Source organism: Verrucomicrobiaceae bacterium (assembly GCA_016713035.1).
Taxonomy (GTDB): domain Bacteria; phylum Verrucomicrobiota; class Verrucomicrobiia; order Verrucomicrobiales; family Verrucomicrobiaceae; genus Prosthecobacter.
On sequence record JADJPW010000002.1, the window covers coordinates 316539 to 338780 of the forward strand.

The following is a 22242-nucleotide window of genomic DNA, read 5'->3' on the forward strand; positions in this document are numbered from 1 at the left end:
GTCTTGCGGAAGGGGATGCGGGTGGGGTTATTCACAGGGTTTTGTGAATAAGGTTTTTGTAGCCAAAACGAACAAAATTTGCGAAAAAGGATCATATAGGGGTTGCCGATAGACCTACCTAAAGACTCGATCCTCGCATCTACCGAACCGAACAGCCATGCTTAAGACACTCCGCTCACACCAATCAAGTATTGCCAAATTCCTTGTGGCGCTCACAGCCATTTGGCAGGTCGGTCAGCCTTTACAAGCAGCGACGATTTACTGGGACGGGAGCACCTCTGGGAGCTGGACCGGCAGTTCAACGAATTGGAATACTCTGGCAGATGGAACTGGCGCAGATGTTGCTGTGGGCACTGGAAATGATCTCGTTTTCACAACCACGGCTGGAGCGACGAACTTCACCCAGACTGTTGATGGTGGTGTGGCTCTGGCGGTGAATAGCATTCTATTCAATAGCAGTGCGACGAGTGCGATCACGATCGCCCAAGGCGTGGCGAGCAGTACGATCAGTCTGGGAGCAGGCGGGATCACGCTGGACAGCGGTACGGGAGCCCACACCATCGGCGCTCCGGTCACCATCGCTGCCAGCCAGACCTGGACGAATAACAGCACCAGTCTCTTTACGGTTTCTGGGGCGGTCGCTGGGACTAATCTGCTGACGATCGATGGAGCTGGAAGCACAACGATCACCGGCATTGTTAGCGGCGCAGGTGGTTTGACAAAAAATGGCACCGGCACACTGACGCTCACGGCCGACCCCAGCGCGACGGGGGCGCTCAACATCAATAATGGTGTGCTGGATCTGGCGCTCTCTAGCACGGCCGCCACAGACATGGTGACGGTCAATGTGAACAACACTGGCACGCTTCGAGTGAGCGGCGGCTCCGGCCTCGGGGCTGCCACGGTGATGACGCTAGCGACCGGAGCGACCTATGACACGCGAATTGATGATACGATCGCTCGCCTGCTGGGGACGGGAACGGTGACCAATGGTGGCGCTACCGCACGCACCCTCACCCTTAGTGATACTACAAATGCTACTTTTGGTGGTGTAATTCAAAATGGTACAGCCGCCCTCGGTCTGGCAAAGTCTGGCACCAACACGGCCACTCTGACAGGGACGAGCACCTACACGGGTACGACGACGGTCAATACGGGTGTGCTTGAAGTCTCTGGGGCCACAGGTGCCATCAATGGATCGACGACGGTCAATATCGGTGACTTTATTAACTCGACAGGAGTGGTGGATAGCATGGTCCTAGGCCAGAATGCCGACGTAGTGGCCGGTACGCTGAACCGGCTCGCGGACACTGCGGTTGTGTCTCTCCGTGGTGCGGCGACGCTGACGGTGAACGGTCCCGCCGCCACTTCAGGAGGTGTTGTCGAAACCATCGGTACGCTGGATGCGAACGCTGGTCGTGGCGTGTTGACGTTGAATCCTGCGGCTGGTCAGGAACTGCAAGTGACCGCAGGCACGCTCACCCGGAGCAACGCGGGCACGCTGCTGGTGCGTGGCACGGGGCTCGGGCTGGCGGCTGGCACGGCGGACAGCTCCCGGCTTGTTTTCACCACGGCACCTACTGGGACAAATTTTGTGGGAGGCGTTGGCGCGGACGGAACAACGACGATGAGCATCATCCCCTGGATGATCGGTGATACCTCCATTACCGGAGCTGGCAGCGGTTTTGTGACTTATGGAGCGAATGGGGTGCGTCTCCTCGCCGCTGGTGAGTATGACAGCACCATCGCAGGGACGGTCACCAGCCGAAATGTGAACTCAGCAGGCGGAGAGACGATCACCGTTGATTCAGCCATCAACAGTCTGGTCATCTCGGGTGGCACGACCACGATCACTGGCCCGATCACTTCAGCCACCCTGGATTCCGCGAGCCTGCTCTTCACGGGTGCGGCTACGGTGACCGGAAACGGACGGCTGAATTTTGGTGCCAATCAGGGTTTGGTCACTGTCTCGCAAAACAGTGCTGCCACGGCTGCGATTGATGCTGTCGTCACCGGCACGGCTGGATTGCTGGTCAGTTCTTCCGGTTCGGCAAATAACATTGTGCAGCTCGGAGGGGAGAACACTCTCATCGGCGGCATCCGGGTGCAAAATGGTGCCATCCTTCAGCTCAAGGCATCCAGTCCTGGTGCACTGAATGACAATGCCTTGAACAACATCACCCTGGATTCGGCAGGAACGACACTCCGGCTGAACGGCAACTCTGTGGCCGTGGGTAACCTGAACACGCTGGCGGGTGGCACCACTTATTCACGTGCTGGTATCGTCGAAAACGCCAGCGCCACTGCGGCTACTCTGACCGTGAATCAGAATACGGCGCAGAATTTTGAGGGTATCATCCAAGACGGCACGGGTGGAGGAGCGCTCAGTATCATCAAAGCCGGGACCTCTACATGGACAGTGCAGAACAATGCTAGCACATTCACTGGAAGTGTAGAGATCCGCCAGGGTGGGATCACGCTCAACAGCAATGGCTCGGGCGGTGGTCGTTTCACCGGTGTTTCAACGGTTATTCTCTCCAGCGGAGGCCTTCTGACCTTGAACCACGGATCCAGCAACACGGCGGACCGAATTCGCAATGCGGCTTCCATTCAGATGCGCGGCGGTTCGCTGACCCTGTCGGGCAGTGGTGCCAACAATCAGAGCGAAACCGTCGGTGCACTGCAAATCCAATCTGGATCGAATACGATCACCTCTGGTCAAGCCAGTTCTGGAAACACCCAAAACGTCACTTTTGCCTCCTGGAGCCGTACATCTGGCTCAGTGGTGAATTTTGCAGGCACCGGCGTTGGGGTGGATGGCCGAAATCGTGCGGTGATTACGGCTGCGCTGACATTAAACAATTTAGTGCTCACCGGGGCAACGGTTGGTAATGAGCTTGCTAAATATGTGACTTCTGGAACGATCTCCGTGGCAGCATTGGCAGCGGGGGATTACAATACTGGCGCACCCACGGGCTGGAGTGATATTGTGAATGCCAAGCCAGCAAGCGCCGGGACTCTAGCGGCCGACACCTCTGTCAACGGACTCGTGCTGAACAACGTGGGGCTGAATTTGGGAGGCTTCCGCCTGAACACAGACACCGGCATGATCATCACGACTGGGGCTGCCGGCCTTATCTCGAATGGTACGCTCACAGCCGGCAATGCGGGTGCGGGCGAAGTCATCCTGAAAGTGGACACCGGACTGACGCAGGATTTCAATGGGGGCAACGTCATCATTGATGACAATGGTGCCAACCCTGTCGCACTGACTGTGCATGGCGGTGGCAGTCTGATTTTGAACCCGGCAAACACCCATTCTGGAGCGACTTCGATCCTCGGAACAACGACGAGCGTGAGCGCGGACGGCGCATTCGGTGACGCGCCGGCCAGCGCCACCCCAGGCCACCTGAAGCTGTATGCCGCCACCTTGAACGTGACGGACAACATGACGCTGAACGCCAACCGCGGAATCGAGCTCGGAGGCGGTGCGAACATCATCAGCATCACAGCAGGCACGGGAACCAATGGCAAAACCCTGACCTACAACGGTAGCATCACCAGCACGGGCAATTCCAGCCTCACGCTTCAATCCAACGCTACAGGGACTAACACAGATGGCGGTGAATTTGTGGGCACCCTGACCGGCACCCTCAATCTAGGGGGCAATCTGCGTCTGGATAACGGTTCCATCACGGCTCCCTCCGCCACCAACGTCATCGGCCGGAACTTTCAGGTCGGTATGAACGGCACTGCCACATACACGCAGGCTGGAGGCACTTTGAAGGTCGGCGCGGGCCTCGCTAACGATACATTCGATGTGGGAGTGAGCGGAGCTGACTCCGTCAACAAAGTAGGCACTCTCAATCTCGCTGGAACCTCCCAGTTCACGGCCAATGTCGATACTGTACGCATCGGTGTACTTACTGGTGGAGCCTCCGTGCCTCAAGGCACGGTCACGCTGGCCACTAACAACGAAATCTCAGCCATCACTTCCTTCATTCTCGGAAACAGTAGTGGATCTGGACTGGGAACTCAGACGCTGACATTTGGCTCCGGTACCAATTCCGTGACCACGCCGTTGATGACCCTCGGCGGACTAAAAGTGCCGCTTGCAACAGTTTCTCTGCCTGCGGGTGGCACATTGGCGCTGAACGGCTTCCGCGAGCGCCAGATGGACCTCTACCTCGCTCGTGAAAATATTAGCACATCCACAGCTGGACTAACCAATTTCACCGTGGACGGCACTTTGACGGCCAGCCTGAATTCTCTCCAGCTTGGGGTTAAAAGCGGCGGATTGGCAGGCGGCGCTACTGGGAACATGACTCTTAGTGCCAATGCACATAACATTGAGGCCACGACCGTGACCCTAGGTAACATAGCGGGCGCCACCTCGGGTGTGAATGCGATCGGTGCTGGTAATCTGAGCATGGCTGGCGGCACTTTGCGCGTCGTAAGCGATCTCTCCATGGGCCTGCACAGCGGCACCGCTGGCACCGCTAGCGGCAGTCTGACACTCACTGGTGGCACGGTGACCGTAGGTGGAAATGTGGTGAAGACGGATACTGACCGCAGCAGCGCCATCATCACTCTGAACGGCACGGGGGCCACGCTGGACCTACAGGATCAGGCTTATGGCGACAGCACGGCGGGTACGTTGACTGCCAGCCAGGTGAATTATCAGGTCGGCAGCTTGGTGGATGTGGCCTCCATCACGCTGGACGGACGTGGAGTCACCAATGGCACTACTTTTGCCTCGCTGGATCATGCGCTCGTGATCCGTGATTACACGATCAGCGTGCCGCTGAGCCTCACAGGTACGACGGCGGATAAAGGCGGCATTTATTACGAAAATGACAACGCGGGCTCTGGAGCTGTCATCAGCGGTACCACGAACTTCGGCACCGTGCAGCGTAATATCCTGGTGGAAGACAATACCTCTGTAGCGAACGATTTGACCCTAAGTGGGGCACTGACGGCGGCAGGGATCACCAAATCCGGCGCAGGCACGCTGCTGCTTTCCAACACGAGCAGCACTTACACCGGAAACACCGCTGTGCAGAATGGTTTGATGATCTTGGCCGGTGGGCTGAATGACAGGATTGGTACGACAGGCACAGTGACTCTTGGGGATGGGACGACCTCCGGGGTGCTCCAGCTTGGAGACACCAGCGGCGCTTCTGACCAGACCCTCACTGGTCTTTCCACCTCTGGCACAGGCACGAGCAATGCCATCATTGGCGGGGCGGCAGCAAATTCGACGCTGACTGTCAATCAGAGCACGAATACCGTCTTCTCTGGCAATCTGGGCGGAGTGGGGACCAATGATAACAATCTCACACTCATCAAAGGTGGCACTGGCACCCTGGAACTGGCTGGTACCAATACCCTTGATGGCACTGTCACCGTTAATGCAGGGGCGCTTACAGTCTCTAATTCCGGCCTTCTTGGCCCGAATGTGCAGTCTGCCACGGTGGCGGACGGCGCGGCTTTGAATTTCACAAGCGGCTCAGGCACGCAGGTCTTTGCTGGCACTGGTTCCGTGTTGAATCTGACGCAGAGCAGCGGGACGACCATTCTTGGATTTGGGGTGAGTGGAGCTACAAATAGCCAGATCGACCTAGGTGCTGGGCAGACCCTCACTCGTAATGGCACGATCACCACAGACATCTATGTCGGTAGTGCCCCCACCCTCTCCTCCTATGTGCTGATTGATTCCACAGGCGTGGGTAGTTTCACAGGCACGGGTGCCTTCAACATCGGCACCATCATCAATGGGGGCAGCTTCCTTTACACACTCAGCGGTGGGGCAAACACAGACTCCCAGCTCATCCTGAACGTCGCTGCCCAGGCCGCTCCGCCGGATGTATGGTGGCTCGGTGACCTCGGTGGCACGGGCACGGGAGTCTGGTCTGCCTCCGCGATCGGTGGCAATACGAACTGGGCCACCAGCTTCGCAGGGAGCACTGATGCCGGTGTGCCGCCGGACAGCGGCTCGCATGTGCATTTCAGTGCCACTGGAGCAGCTAACTTTGCGACGACTCTGGGCGCGGACATGACTGTGAAGCAGGTCACGTTTGAATCCGGTACCGTCACCAACGGAGTTTCTGTGGGTGGCACAAACAACTTCACTCTCGCAGCAAGCGGTGCAGGAAATATCGGCCTCACCGTTGCTAGTGGTAACGCTGGCACCATTCAGATCACTGCTCCTGTAGTGCTAGGCCAGGCTCAAACATGGAATGTGGAAGATGCGGCTGGCATCCTACGGATTTCTGGCGGGATCAGCGGCACAGGCGGCCTTACGCTCAATGGCAGCGGTACCGCCACGGGCAGCTATCTTTTTGATACGGCCAGTAGTACCTACACGGGCAGCACCGCGCTTAACACCGGTCGCCTCACTCTCGAAGGAACAAACCGCCTGCCTACCACAACGGAGCTGACATTAGGCAGCGGGACGGCATCCGCCGTTCTACAGCTCGGTAATGCCACATCCAACGCCAATACCACTCTGGCGGGTCTCGCCACCTCTGGCACGGGTACGACGAATGCTATTGTCAATGGCAACGCCACCGCTTCCACCCTCACGATCAACCAGACTTCCAACACGCAGTATGATGGTGTCATCGGCGGTGTCGGCACCAATGAAAACCTCATTGCTCTCGTGAAGCAAGGAGCTGGGACATTGGTCCTCAATGGGGCCAACACCTACACTGGAACCACTACGGTGAACCAAGGGACACTCCAGCTGGGCGCGTCGGGCGGTATCACAGGCAGTACGGGCTTGAATGTCATCGCAAACGCAGGGACAACCGCGATTTTCGACGTCAACGGCAGGAGCGTCACCCTGGCCGGTGCTATCACCCTAGGCGGAGCGGACTCCACCGCTCAGCCTTCTATAGCAGACACAGCGGGCGGTGGCACAATCACTCTCGGCGGAAGTATCACTTATGACGCGACCAATAATCCGCTGGGCGGTATGATTGCCGCAGACCTTATCGGCACCGGTGCAAGCCGGACAATCACCGGTAACGACTCATCCTCTGCCGCGATCGATCTGACGATCAGCGGAGATTATGTGACAACCACTAACAATTCCCTCAGCTTGGACGGCACGGGAACAAACCTGTTCTCAGGCAACATCACCTCAAACAGCGCCGCAGAGACCACGCGCGATCTCAATAAGGCAGGCTCTGGTACCTGGACCCTGTCCGGCGCCGTGAATCTGGGTGACAACCTCAACACCAACGCGGGCGTGCTGAACATCAGTGGCACCACCACTCAGAATGACCTGATAACCACAGGCGCAGGATCCATCACCAATATCAGCGGTGTCGTGAATGGCTCCGCCACGGTGGACACGGCTAACAACGGTATCTACATCCGGACCGGGGGTGTCATCAACATTCTGGCTGATAACGCCGTGGGCAGCGCCATTGATTTCATCTTGGTCAATGACAACGCGGCTGGTACTTCCACCTTCAATGTGAATAGCTATACGATCAGCACTCCACGTCTCGATGTGGGTGGCGCGAGCAACACGGCGGATCGTATCGGGTCGGTGACCGGCACCGGGACCATCAATATCGGTACGGTGGTGAACGCCTATGCTGGTTCTGTCAGCCCAAATTTGGCCACAGCCTCGACCGGAAACGTGATCAACAAGGACAGTGTGGGCACGGTCACCTTGACTGGCAATAATGCGCTCGGCACCAGTAATTCCACCATCCGTGAAGGTAATCTGACATTGGATTTCACCACCAATGCGGGAACAGATAACAAAATCGGCACGGGTTCACTGAACTTGGGCACCACACTGGGTGAGTCTAGCCCAGTTCTTACCATGATCGGTCATGCCACAACGGCGAGTGAGCAGTCTGTCTCCTCGCTAGCTGTCGCTCGCGGTGCTACCCAAGTCGTCCTAGACGGTAATGGAGCAGGACTTGTGCTCGATGTCACAGGTGCCATCACCCGCACCAACGCAGCCACGGTGAACTTCCAAATTGAAGCGGGCACCCAGGTGAATGCTGGCACGACGACACTAACCGCCGAAAACATGATCGGTGCCTGGGCCACAGTGAACAAGTCCTCCTTTGCCACCATCAGCACTGGCCAGATCGCGGCGGTCACCACTGTCGCGGGTAATGATCCTCACGCATGGACGGCTGGCCAGCATGTCACCAATACAGGAAACTTCACCAATAGTGTGGATTTCTGCGCTCCAGACATCGCCAGCCTCACAATCAATGCTGCGGCAGCCTCCACGCTCACCATTGATGCCACTCGCGTGCTCAAGATCACCAGCGGAGGCCTCTTGGTATCCCCGGCTGTTGGCGCAAATAACACTCTGATCTCCGGTGGTTACCTCTCCAGCGATCTGGCTGGTAATGCACTCATTGTTCATCAAAACAACACGGCAGGCACACTTGAGCTCGCCTCCACTCGGGTGAGCGGATCACTCACCAAGAGCGGAGAGGGCACACTCATCCTATCCGGCACTAGTGTCGGCACCACCGGCACAGTCACGCTCAATGAAGGCGGCTTGGTTCTCACTGGCGGAAACGCGATCGGTGATGGAGTGGATGTACAGATTCAGGGAGCCACCGGCTCAGGTGCGACTGTCCTGGAACTGGCCGCTGGCCAAACAGAAACCTTCCGCCAGCTTCTAGGTGGGGAAAACAGCAACGGAACCGTCCAGCTCAATGTTGGCTCGACCCTCACAATCAACCAGACAGATGGAGATACCACCCCAGATGAAAACCTTGTTTTCGGCGGAAACATCACGGGAAGCGGTGTGCTGGTCAAAAATGGCATAGATCGCCTGAATCTCACGGGTGTATCTACCCATACGGGCGCACTCATCATCAACCAGGGCGGCGTGCATTTGAACGGCGCTTTGGGCTCTACCACCACTACGAATATCACTGTCAACGCGGGAGGGACACTGCTCGACTACCAAGATCAGACTGCTTCCATTGATCGGCTATCCAACTCCGCCGTCATCACGCTGAACAATACCAACGTCGGCACAACCGGCCCTAACCAGGGCTTCTGGATGTTGACCAACCAAGGAGCCACCCGGACTGAAACCATTACTTCCATCGTACTCGGAGCCGGCAGTAACGTCATATCTGCCAACGGCAACGTTACCAATGCGATCGCCGACCTTTCCGGTTCTGGAACGATCACACGCAACAATCGCGCCACACTCCTCGTGCGCGGCAATAACCTGGGGGCCTCTGCGGGGCAACGCGGCCAGATTCGTTTCGCCACCGCGCCTACAGGTGCTGTTGGCGGTGGTGGCGCGGCAGGTAGTCAAAACATCAACATCATCCCCTGGATCATTGGTGACCTGACCTACACCAACTCCGGGCCTGTGTTTGGCTTGGGTAACACTTTTGTGACCAACACAGGCAGCACCAACGGTCTGCGCCCGCTAGCTGCGGCGGAGTACACCACGGACGAGACGGCTGTCAATGCCCTCACGGGTGCCTCAACCGACAATGTGCGTTTTGCCACCAATCCCACAGCGACACTCACGACCACTGCGACCTCCATCAACTCACTGGTGCTGGATAACGCAGCAGCCCTCACTGTAACCGGCCCGGCCAATTCCATTGCCATCACATCTGGAGCCATCCTTGCCGCTGGAGCTGGGAACCATGTGCTGGGTGGCTTCACCGGGATCACCACGGGAGGTTCCCGTGACTACACCGTTTATGTCACCACAGCGGCGGCGAACTTTACAATCGACAGCCCTCTGACTAGCGCCTTCCCGCTCGTCAAATCCGGGGCGGGCTCATTGACCCTGACGAGCGCCAGCAATGCCTTCACGGATCTGTATTTAAATCAGGGCACCGTGATCGCTGACGCCAATGCCAAGCTCGGTACCGGGAGCATCCAGTTCTGGGGTGGCGGCGTTCGTTTTGCTGCTGGGTACACAGACGATCCATCTGCCAAAGTCTGGACCGTCGGAACAGGGGGAGGCACGCTGGATGTTAGTCTTGTTACTAACGGTGTGACTCTCGCCAATGGCCTCAAAGACTCCACTCCGAGCTTGTCTGATACCCTGAACATTTTCACACGCAGCAGCGCTACTGGCAGCACAGGCCTGCTCACTATCCAGGGGGCTAGCACCTTCACCGGCACCACGGTATTCCGTAATGCTGTGGTTTCCCTCAATGGCACGGCTACAAACTCCGTCGTTCTCAACGGCACCACCAATGCTGCTCTCAATGGCAACGTCGAAATCGGTGACCAGACCAACGTGAACAACAACAATGATGTCGCGGTGGTGCTGGGCAATAATGACCAGATCGTGGACACGGCTACCATCACCTTCCGCGGGGTTTCTGGAGAGAACGCTTATTTCAAACTGCTCGGATTCAATGAAACCGTCGCCGGCGTCATCGACACCACTGGACAAGGTGTGATCGAAAACCGCGAAACAGACACCGTTTCCGCAAGCGGCACTCTCACCCTTAATAGCAGTAATGACTACAGCTACAACGGCTACTTCCGTGATAACAGCAACGGCACCGCTGATGCCAATCCGCTGCATCTTACCAAGCAAGGCACCGGCACCCAGACCCTCAGTGGTGCCAACATTCGTCATAGCGGCACCACGACGATATCCGGTGGTACTCTCTCCCTTGCCGATGTGACTAATTGGCAGTCGGCCATCACCAACAATGCCACCCTCAATCTCAACCAGACCGCCGCCCGCACCCACGCCCAGGTTATCAGTGGCACGGGTACATTGGTGAAAACCGGAACGGGAACGCTCACACTCAGCGGAACGAATACCTACTCCGGTGCTACCACCATTCAGAATGGGTCTCTCAGCATCAGTTCAAGCGCCAACCTCGGGGACGCTAGCGCTACAAATGATGTCTTCATCGGACACAACACCACCTTAATCAGCACAGGTGCGACCGTGGACCTCACGGCCAACCGCACTGTTACGGTGGAAGGCAGCGGAACGATAGATGTCACCGGCACCAATACCTTGACCGCCCCAGGTGTGCTCAGTGGTGACGCCTGTGCAATCCTTAACAAGGCCGGTACGGGTTTGTTGACTCTCAATCATATCGCCAATGCCACCAGCTTCCTAGGGGCCACAAATGTGAGTGCAGGCACCCTTCAGGTCGGCTCAGGTGGCACCGCGGGCTCCTCTGGCACGGGGGACTCGGGCAGTGGAGATGTTACTGTCGCTTCAGGAGCGACTCTGGCTGGTTCTGGCACGGTTCAGGGCTCCACTATTTTGGGTGCTGGCTCTGTTCTTCAGGCTGGAGATGTTACTACGGTGGGCACTGCGGTCACCACGGTCACAAACAATGCTACTCTCACTTTCACTGAGGCCGTGACGGCATCTGCTGGCTCGGCAACCCGCTTGGGCATCACGAGCTCTACCAATGTCACCCCTGATCCGCTCTTCGGTGGTAACGATGTGGGAACGTTGGGCTATACAGCTTATGTGATCGCCAATGGATCAGGCGTGGGTGACCATGATCGTCTTGTTCTCAATGATGGAATCACCCTCGCTGGCACAGTGAGTGTGCTCCCAGGGACATTTACCCCTATCGCTGGTCAAATCTTCAATCTCCTCGACTGGACAGGACTCACCGACTTTTCGGCCTTCAGTGTCGGAACGAACTACCGTGATGGCTCTGGTGACAACAGTGATCCGTTCAATCTACCAGACATCAGCAGCAGCGGCCTGGTGTGGGACGTGAGCTTGTTTACTACCAACGGCATCATTGTCGTGGTTCCAGAGCCGTCGCGAGCATTGCTGCTTTTGTTGGGCTTGTTGGGCTTGTTGATGCGCCGTAGGCGCTAACTGTAAAAACCATAATTCGGAAACGTGGTAAAAACAGGATTTCCCTGTTTTGCCACTTTGGGCTGCTGTTTTCGTTGCAACTGGGGCGGCGGATTGCGTATTATTGCTTTCTTTTCGTCGTAAAAATCTATGAAAACCATGCGCCGCTATCGGCAGCCCATTTCAGCGCTGCTCGTTTCCCTTTTGGTATTTTGGCAAGTTTCTCCGTCACTCATTGCTGCCACAGTTTATTGGGACGGAAGTACGGATGGAGCCTGGGCAACTGCTGCGAACTGGAATACGGCCGCAGATGGCTCTGGGGCCAATGTTACCTTTGCGAACAATAATGACCTCGTCTTCATCACTACGGGTGGAATCAATTTGACGCAGACTCTGGGAGCCAACCGTACGGTCAGGAGTCTCTCATTTAATTCAAACCTAACTGCACCGCTGGCGATCAGTGGCAGCACACTCACCATCGCCCCGACAGGCGCAGGGCTGACACCTACGGGAACCGGGATCGACATGTCGGCGGCTGGCGCGGATGTGACTATAGGTTCAACGATCACTCTCGGTGGGGATCAGACTTGGCTGCTTGGAGCCGGTCGCACGCTGACCGTGACGAGTGCCTTCACGGCGGATGCCACGGATGATCTGATTTTGGACGGAGCTGGCACCCTCAGTCTCGGAAATACCACGGACAACAATTTTCAGATAGGAAGTATCACACTGCAAAATGGCGCTAACCTGCTCAATACCCAGGATAATCCCTTCGGAGACACGACGACGGCCATTATTATGAATGCAGGCACGACATGGGACAAAGGAGGCTTCACCGATGCTTTCAAGGCAATCAGTGGTACGGGCGGCTCTGTCATCAATGCGGGCAATCTCGATTTTCGATCCCTTACTGGTGAGAGCAACATGTTCTCTGGTACGGTTACAGCGGCGGCTGGGAATACGACCGCAGACCTCATCAAGCAGGGGCAGGGGAACCTAGGCACGCAGATCATTGCTGGAGATGTAGATTTTAAAGACCAGTTGCTGGTTTACTCTGGCACACTGGGACTAGAGGGTGCGAGCGGTGCTGCTAACCAGGTTGGCACCACACTTACGAACGGTGTGGCAGTGCTATTGGGTCGTACGGATGCATCTACAGTCAGGGATGCGGGGGTGCCGATGTCCACGTTGTTGTTGGATAGCACGGTGGCGAATCATGCGGCCCAAAATCGCCTCCGCGATGACAGCGAGATCGAATTTCGCAGCACGGGGCACCTGAAACTCATCGGTAATGCAGCCGCTATGACTACGGAGAATGTGGGGGTGCTCGATGTGGCGGAGAGCAACTTTGCGGACACGCATGCGGTCGTCACCCTGCAAGATGGTGGTGCTGGCATCACACTGACTGCCAATGGCCTGCTGCGGAGTCTCGGCTCTACTCTCCTTGTCAGAGGGAATGGTCTGGGTACCGCAGCAGCAGGTGCTGGAGTGACGAATTTGATTTTCGACGTCACAGTGCCTTCGATCACGGGTGTCGCAGGCACACCGACAGTGGGAATACTGCAAGGCGTGTTCGGCGATACCTCTGCCTCTGGAACAGGGACGGGCCTAACGACTTACGGTACAAACGGCGTCCGCCTCCTCACCAGCGCTGAATATGCGGCGACTTTCAGTGGCGCGGGGGAAAACGTGAGTTTGACGGCCAACCAGACCCTGTCTGGTGCGCTCACGGACCTCACGGCAACTTTGGCAGGGGCCGGTGTCACTTTGGACTTAGGCGCTGCGACACTCACGCTCGCTAATGCCAGTATCGTGAGCAATGGGACTGCTGCCGGCACAATCAGCAATGGGTCCATTTCATTTGGGGCTGCTACTGAAGGCATCATCTACACACCACAGGATCTCACGCTTAACGCCTCGATAATTGGATCTGCGGCTTTGACGAAGGCGGGCATTGGCAAGCTCACTCTCAGTGCGGCGCAGACTTATACCGGTATGACTTCCATCACCCAGGGAAGTGTTGACGTGACGGGCAGCTTCATTCTCCCTGCTACACGATTGAATGTAGATAATGCCACCTTAAACTTCACCGGAGCTGGCGCTTACAATCGCACGGGACTCCTAAGCGGCTCATGGAACAGTACGGTGAATTTGAATGACACTGCGCTCGAACTCGTCGGGCTCGGCACAGATATCAGTTATTTCGGGCAGCTCAATGGATCTGCTTCCTCCACTCTCATCAAGACCGGGGGCAATATTTGGACTCAGCGTTCGCTCAATAGCTCATTCCTCGGAAACGTGATCGTGCGCAGCGGGACCTTTCGCTTGCTGGGAGATACTTCAACTTCGACAAGCCCTGCTGCCGGCACTCTAACGGGAGCAGCTTCATTCCTCGTGGAGACTGGAGGCACGCTGTCATTGGATAATCAAACCGCCACGGACACGCGGTCGATTAGTAACCGCATCGGGGACACCGCTACTGTTACACTCAATCGTGGCACTTTCGTCATCACCGGAAACAACAGTGCCAGGCCTAGCGAAACCATCGGCAGTATGGTGCTCCAGGGTGCGTATAACACCATCACGCTGGATGCAGACTTTGGCTCCAATACAGACACGAATACCTCACATGGAGACGTGGTGCTCACTGCGGGCACTCTTGTGCGGCAGAATTCTGCTACAGCCCTTGTTCGAGGGGATAATCTAGGCTTTGCCATCGGCGGCATCGCAGACGATGCTACTGCTGCTAATACCACAGGGGGTAGTGCTGGTGATCCTGGAGGGGCAGAGTCGAATCTGAAATTCACCACGGCTCCCACCCTCAGTGGTGCGGGCACAGGTTCTGCGATTGGCATTATTCCTTATCTCACAGGCGGCGTGAGCGCTGGCAGTAGCGGAAGCAGTCTTGTCACCTATGATGCTACAACTGGTATCCGCCTACTCGATTTTAGCCCCACGACGACAGATTATGCCTTCCGTGCTGTCTCTACGGCCACCAATCTCACGGCTTCCACTTTGAGCGGGAATAATGTTTATATCGATATCACTGCGAATAGCTCGGATGCCATTCTCGATGCAAATGTCACCATAGGCGGTCTTGTGTTGGATAATACGGGTGGCACGGCATCTGATCTCAATCTCAATGGCAATACACTCACCATCGCAGGGGGGGCTCTGCTCTCTACAGGATCGTATGACAATGAGGTGCTCGCTGGAGGGGTGATTACCTTTGGCGACAACCTCGCCACTGGCTATGAGGGCTACATTAATGGTGTGCGCCCAATTAACATCAATGCGCTCATTACGGACAATGGGGCTAATTCCGTCTCATTAACCACAGACAACACGGTCTATCTTCAAAATAATAACACATACACTGGTCCTACGGTCATCAACTCCGGTCGTATTGAGACTGTCACTGTCAATGCTTTGCCAGTGGGCACGCTATTGACGGTGAACGGGGCTGGTGCACTACGTCTCTTCGGCGGCAGTCAGGAAATTGGTGGCTTGCAGGGGATCGGTTTTGTCGAAAACCAGCATGCCACCATTGTTCGTGCCCTGACCATCAACACGGACACGGTTTCAGATAATTTCACTTTCAGTGGTGTGCTGCGAAATGGCGCTGCTGCTGTTTTAGAGCTGGTAAAGACCGGCCCAGGCACCCAACAGCTCGCGGGTCTCGTCGGTAGCACGGCTACCGGGACGGTGACTGTCCAGGATGGTCGGCTTGTTCTCGATGGGGGCATGACGGCAGACAGTGGTTTAACTTATACGGATAATCGCCTTGCGACCACGGTCCCAGTCGTGCTCGGCTCAGGTAGCTCCAGCGGCATCCTTCAGATCGGTGGTGTCACTCGGCAGTTGAATCAGACGATTGGCTCCCTAGCTACCGCAGGCTCTGGCACCACAAACACCATCGTAGGTGGAAATTCGGCTCTCTCGACTCTGACGATCGACCAAGCATCCAATACCACATTTATAGGGAATCTCGGCGGAGCTGGCACTAATGAAAACAACCTCTCCATCAGCAAAACCGGGGCAGGTGAACTCATCGTCACAGGAAATGCGTCCTATGCTGGAACCACCAGCGTCACGAATGGTAAACTCATTCTCAATGGCACGCATAATCTCGATGGAGCCATCACTGTCGGTCCTGGAGAGCTGCGTGTCAGCGGAGCGGGCCTGCTGGGCGGCAGCTCTGGCTCCAGCATCACCGTGAACAATGGAGGAAGCTTCATTCTAAATGATGGCAATACAAACCAGACCTTTGGCGGCACAGGCAACATCCTCACCCTTAATCAGAGCACTCTGACGACCCAAGTTGGGTTCGGCTTGATCGGCGCAACGAGTGACCGCATTACTCTCGGGAGTGGTCAGACTCTCTCCATCACCGGCTTGATCGACACGGTCATCGTCGTTGGCTCCTCTCCTACGGTGCTGACGGACCGAGGCTACCTCCTCATCGATTCCGCTGTCGATGGTGCCTTTACGGGAACAGGCAGCTTCCAAATCGGTGCCATTGAGAACGCGGGAAACTTCATCTACAACGTCGCCCGGGAAGTCACCGGCACCGATCCTGATCGCCTCTACCTCACTGTGACTGCCAATACGACTCCACCGCCCAATGATGCTTGGTGGAAGGGCGATCTCACCGGACCTGCAGCGGGCTCTTGGACAGCCGTACAGCTAGGGGGCTCCTCGAACTGGGATACGAGTGAGAGTGGTGGAGTGGATGCAGCCGTCCCACCTGGGGCGAACTCACACGTCCACTTTAGTGCTACAGGAGGTGCCAATTTCGCCACTCAGCTGCTTTCCACTCTTACCATCAAAGCGCTCACCTTTCATGCTGGTAGCGGCACCAATGGCGTTTCCATCGCGGGCACTGGTCCCCTCACTATCGGCAATGGAACTGATACTCCTAGTCTGAATGTGCTCACCAGTGGTAATGATGCCATCACTATCAGTGCCCCGGTTCTGCTCGGAGCTGCACAGTCTTGGAATATCGAAGATGGTAGCGCTGTGCTCACGGTCAGTGGCGGTATCAGCGGCACGGGCGGCCTGAGTCTCAATGACAATGGAACTGCATCTGGCACCCTATTACTGACCACGACCAGCAGCGCCTATTCAGGGGCAACCTCAGTCTCAGCAGGTCGTCTTGCACTCGAGGGCATCAATCGTCTGCCAATCACGACTGACCTCACCCTCGGCAGCGCCACCCGCTCCGCCATCCTCCAGCTCGGCACGGCCACCGCTGCCGCCAGCACCACGATCGGAAACCTCCTCGAAGGAGCCGCCTCTGGTAGCTCCATCGTGGGAGGAAATGCGGCCTCATCCATTCTCACCGTTGTTCAATCCACCGTGGTTACCTTCGACGGGGTCATCGGTGGAATCGGCACGAATGAAAACAACATAGGCATTACCAAGGACGGAGATGCCACACTCACACTCAATGGCGCAAACACCTATGCCGGAGCCACCACCGTCACAGAGGGCACACTTGATCTCGGAGCCACTGGCTCCATCGCTGGATCGGCGGGGATCAATGTAATCGCCGATGCAGGCACAAACGCCATTTTCGACGTCAATGGACGAACCGCTGTATTAAGCGCCGGGGTCACTCTAGGTGGCTCTGACGGGACTGCTACCGCGAGGATCAATGACACGGCCACTGGCGGCCTGATCACTCTGGGGGGCAATGTCACCTATTTGGCCGCCAATAACCCACTCGGTGCCACCATCAACGCCAACCTCTCCAACGGCGGTAATTCACGCACCTTCACAGTCGAAGACTCCTCCAATGCTACCACAGACCTCACCCTCAATGGCACATTCGCATCGAGCAATAGCGCCACCATCACCGGAGCTGGCACCATGACCGTCAATGCTAACTGGACACTTGCAGGCACAAATCTTTCCATCACCAAAACAGGCAATGGCATACTCAATCTCAACGCCATCACCAACGCCACGGGCACTGGCGACTGGAACATCAGTGGCGGTACTGTCAATGCCACTGTCACCAACGCACTCAATGCGAATGATAATATCATCGTCACCGGCACGGGGCTTGCCGACTCCGTCATCCTGAATATCTCCGGCACGGCTGGCACGAGTGGAGTCCATCAGGGAAATGACTTTTACATCCGTGCCGGAGCACGTGTGAATGTCAGTACGACCAATGGCATTAGCACCGGCACGGACTCCATCCTCATCGGTGATTCTGCCTCCATCGCCACTCCAGGCGTCCTTGATCTTCAGAGCGCAGACATCAATGTCGGAGCTAATGGCCTCCTCCTCGGTGCATCTGGTGGCCAAACTGGCAATATCATCGGCGACGGTGTCATCACCACCGTGGGTGGCTACACTCTGCGCAATGGACTCATTGAGGACGGCATCACGCTCGCTGGCGGCTCTCTCACAAAGATAGGCGACGGCACTGTCACCTTCTACGGTACGCGCACTGCGGGAAACACCAATATCCAGGAAGGCCATCTCATTCTCGACTACTCTACCAACAATAGTTCTAAAATCGCTGGGGTTCTCACCCTTGGTGCCACCACACAGGGGAATCTCACCACGCCTATCTCATTGGTCATTGAAGGAAGCGACTCCGCAGCCACCATCCAGGCCGTTTCCAGCACGACCATGGGCACGACGGGGCACGTCCTGGTGGACATCAATGCAGGCACCGGTCAAACAGCCACGCTGGAGCTAGGAGCCATCACCCATTCCATCGTCGGATCTACGGTGAATTTCGATTACTCCTCTTCGAGTGCCAAAGCCACCACCACTGCCGCCGCTGTGCCTGCTCTAGGCTATGCCACCGTCACCACTGGCGGCACCACCCGTATCGCAGGTGTCGATGCTGCTGGGACCATCATTCAGGCCTCCACTACTACTGGAAACGACAGCAGTTTGTGGGTGCATGACGCAAACATCATCAACACTGCTGGCTATACCGGTACCGTAGCCTCCTGCGCCGTCATTCAGAGTCTCACCTTTGATGCCGCTGCCGCATCTGCCATTGCAATTGATTCAGGCAACGCCCTCATCATCAACAGTGGCGGTATTTTGGTAAACTCCACTGTCGGGGCCAATGCCAGCGTCATCAGTGGTGGTTCCATCTACGGCTCCAATACCTCGCCACTTGGAGAAATCACTGTGCATCAGCACAATGCAGCCGCTCCATTGACGATCTCCTCCAACATCGTCCAGAGCTCAGGCATTGCCAAAAGCGGCGCTGGAGAGTTAGCTATCAGCGGTAGTAACACCTTTGTACCCAATAGCCGCCTCACTATCAATGAAGGTACCGTCTCTATCTCTGGCGGCAGCGCCCTCGATGACTCCACCTCCATCCTCATGCGTGCCAATACGGTGCTCAATATCAATTCCTCTGAGACGGTGGGTAATCTAGACACTTCAGGAGGTACCATCTCCATCGCCACTGGTCAGACTCTCACCCTGAATCAAACCGCAGCATCCACAGTAACATCCGCCATCACTGGCGCTGGTAATCTCGTCAAAAACGGCACCGGCATTCTTACCCTCACCGGTACCAGCACGCGCACAGGCACGACCACCATCAATGGTGGTAATATCACTCTCAGTGGGGCCGCTGGCATGATGAACGGCTCCACTGCCTTCATCCTTAATGGAGCCTCCCTCGTTTCGGATCAAAATGACGCTACTGAGCGCAACCGTATCTCCAACAGTGCCGCGATCACTCTCAACAACACCGCCGGCACGAATGGCCTCATGTCCACCACCAATCAGGGCAATACGAAAACTGAAGACGTCGGTGCAGTCACCCTCGGAGCAGGTCATAACACCCTCACCGCCTATGGCAGTGTCACCAGTGCCATCTCGAATCTTTCTGTGGACAGCCTTACACGCTCAGGCCGAGCCACAGCTCTAGTCCGAGGGAATAATCTAGGCACCGCAGCCTCCACCACACGCGGTCAGATCATAGTCAATGTCGCAGCTGGCAATACAGCTATTGAGGGCCAGGAAATAGGTGGTGGTGGAGCTGCAGGCTCAACGAGCATGAGCATTATCCCCTGGCTCGTCGGTGACTCGAGCCAGAGCGGCCTCGGAAACAGCTTTGTCACCAATACCGGCACCACCAATGGCCTGCGCCCACTCACCGCAGCAGAATACAAAACTGATGAAGCAGACTTTAATGCCCTGGCTGCTGCCACTCCGAGCACGGACAATGTTCGCTTTGCCACCAATCCATCGGCCACACTCACTGGCACGCCTTCCGCCATTAATTCCCTCGTCTTCGACTCCACTGCTGCAATCACTGCCACAGCCGCCACCTCCACCAGCATCGAAATCACCACGGGAGCCATTCTCGCCGCCAATACGGGCAATCATGCAATCGATGGCTTTTCGAGCATTACCACGGGTGGTGGTAGTGACTACACTGTCTATGTCACAACTTCCGCTAGCACATTCACCATAGGCTCCCCGCTAACGACGACTGTTCCCCTGGTGAAATCTGGCGCAGGCACTCTCAGTCTCACTAGTAACGCCAACACCTTTACTGATGTCTTTATCAATCAAGGAGCCATCCTCATCAATAACCCCGATAAGCTCGGCACAGGCTCCCTGAATTTCGATGGCGGCATCCTTCGCCTTGCCTCTGGCTTCTCGGGGGCGCTTGGCAGCAAAGTCGTCAATCTCCTCACAGGCGGCGGTACCATCGACACCAATGGCATCAACACTACCGTTACCGATATTGCCATCACGGGCACCACCAGCCTCACCAAAGCAGGCTCAGGCACACTCACCCTCGCCGGCACCGCCGCCACTACCCACGCTGGCCAGACGGTGCTCACCGGAGGTAGTCTCGCCCTTGCAAAGACTGTCGGCACTAATGCTATAGGCACCGGTGGAATATGGGTGCAGGGCCTTACAAACGGTGGCACCGTCACTCTCAGCAACATCGCCAGTGAACAGATCGCAGACACGGCCACCGTCACCATGACCAACAATGGCGGAACACCTACTGGTGGTGCCGTCTGGAATCTCAATGCCCAGAGTGAAACCATCGCCAATCTGGACATGTCCACGGTCTCCACCTCCGCCACAAAGGTAAACATTGCCTCGGGCGGTATGCTGACGGTCACTGGCAGCATCAACCTAAATCACAACCGCGCCGCTACGGGGAATAGTTCATCCCATGTAGAGATCACGGGTGCAGGAACTCTCAACCTCGGTGGCGGCCAGCGAATCATCACAGTGGAGTCGAACAATACTGCTGCCAATCTACCAGGCTCTGATGCCGATATCGACACCGTCATAACAAATGGCGGCATCATCAAACAAGGCAGTCGGACTCTTTATCTCAAAGGTGCCAATACCTACTCCGGCGTCACCGACATCCAACAGGGAACCGTCAGCATTAGCACCAGTGCAGGACTCGGCGATGCCTCCGCCACCAATACCATCCGCATAGCCAACGGCACGCTCCAGAGCACGGGTGCCAATGTAAACCTCACCGCCAACCGCTCCATCGAGCTCGATGGCGTTTCGGCCATCATCGATGTCACCGGCACAAACGTCCTAACGGCCCCGGCGCTATCACTGGCCATGACTGCGTGCCTCTCACCAAAACCGGCACCGGCACACTAGATATCAGCGGAACAAACACCTACGAAGGAAGCACTGCGGTCACCGCTGGCACCCTCCTCGCCAATAACACCTCTGGCTCCGCTACCGGCACAGGCTCCGTCACAGTCGCTGCTATCAGCACCCTCGGGGGCACTGGCATCATCGCCCCAGCTCTTAATAACAGCATCACCATCAGCGGATTGCTCGCCCCTGGCACCACGGGGGCCACCGCTGGCAGTGATCTCGCTCTCATCACTTCCGGCACTGGTAATATATCCCTCTCCACGGTCACCTTTGACATCTTTGCCAACACCGTCGGCACCAATCCTCTCGCTTCCAACGACCGCGTCCTCATCTCCGCCACCGACTGGAGCAATATCCTCTTCAGCGGCAGCAAGACGCTCAATGTCAGCACCACTCTTGATTCCACTACTTGGAATTCTGGGGATAACTGGCAGCTTTTCGACTGGTCCGGCATCGCTGGCGGCACCGCCCCCACCATCGGTAGCGGCGGCTTCGATGTGTTCAATCTTCCCACGCTCAATAGCGGTCTCGTATGGGATACCAGTGCTCTCTACACCACAGGTATCATCACCATCGCTCCTGAGCCCACTCGTGCCCTGCTCCTCCTGCTAGGCCTGTTTGGCCTCGCTATGCGCCGTCGCCGGAAATGACTTCCTGCTTTCCTCTGAGCTCTCTCAGGCAAAAAGCAGTTTTTAGTTCCCATTTTTCGATTTTCAGTCCACAACGATTCGCGGTCACTGCGAGGCGTTTTTCCTCCCAGTTCGTTTTAGTCGAAAACAACGCCTTTT

General features: G+C 56.5%; 3 protein-coding genes. All 3 read left to right on the forward strand.

Features of this window, described 5'->3' with window-relative positions; translation table 11 throughout:
- Positions 1–157: 157 nt before the first annotated feature.
- The 3 genes from IPK32_08305 (at position 158) to IPK32_08315 (ending at position 22104) form a co-directional block, all read left to right on the forward strand.
- Positions 158–11836 (forward strand): autotransporter-associated beta strand repeat-containing protein, encoded by an 11679-nt coding sequence (locus IPK32_08305; GenBank protein MBK8091972.1) that lies wholly within the window; start codon positions 158–160, stop codon positions 11834–11836.
- 138 nt (positions 11837–11974) lie between these two features.
- Positions 11975–21451, forward strand: coding sequence for an autotransporter-associated beta strand repeat-containing protein (locus tag IPK32_08310; GenBank protein ID MBK8091973.1), 9477 nt, complete (start codon positions 11975–11977; stop codon positions 21449–21451).
- Positions 21418–22104 carry an autotransporter-associated beta strand repeat-containing protein gene (locus IPK32_08315; protein ID MBK8091974.1) on the forward strand — a complete coding sequence of 229 codons (687 nt, stop codon included), beginning with the start codon at positions 21418–21420 and terminating at the stop codon, positions 22102–22104. Before IPK32_08310 ends, IPK32_08315 begins: the two co-directional genes overlap by 34 nt.
- Positions 22105–22242 lie beyond the last annotated feature (138 nt).

Coding starts and splice junctions, on each gene's coding strand:
- IPK32_08305 (MBK8091972.1), top strand. CDS start 158: ATGCTTAAGACACTCCGCTCACACCAATCAAGTATTGCCAAATTCCTT.
- IPK32_08310 (MBK8091973.1), top strand. CDS start 11,975: ATGCGCCGCTATCGGCAGCCCATTTCAGCGCTGCTCGTTTCCCTTTTG.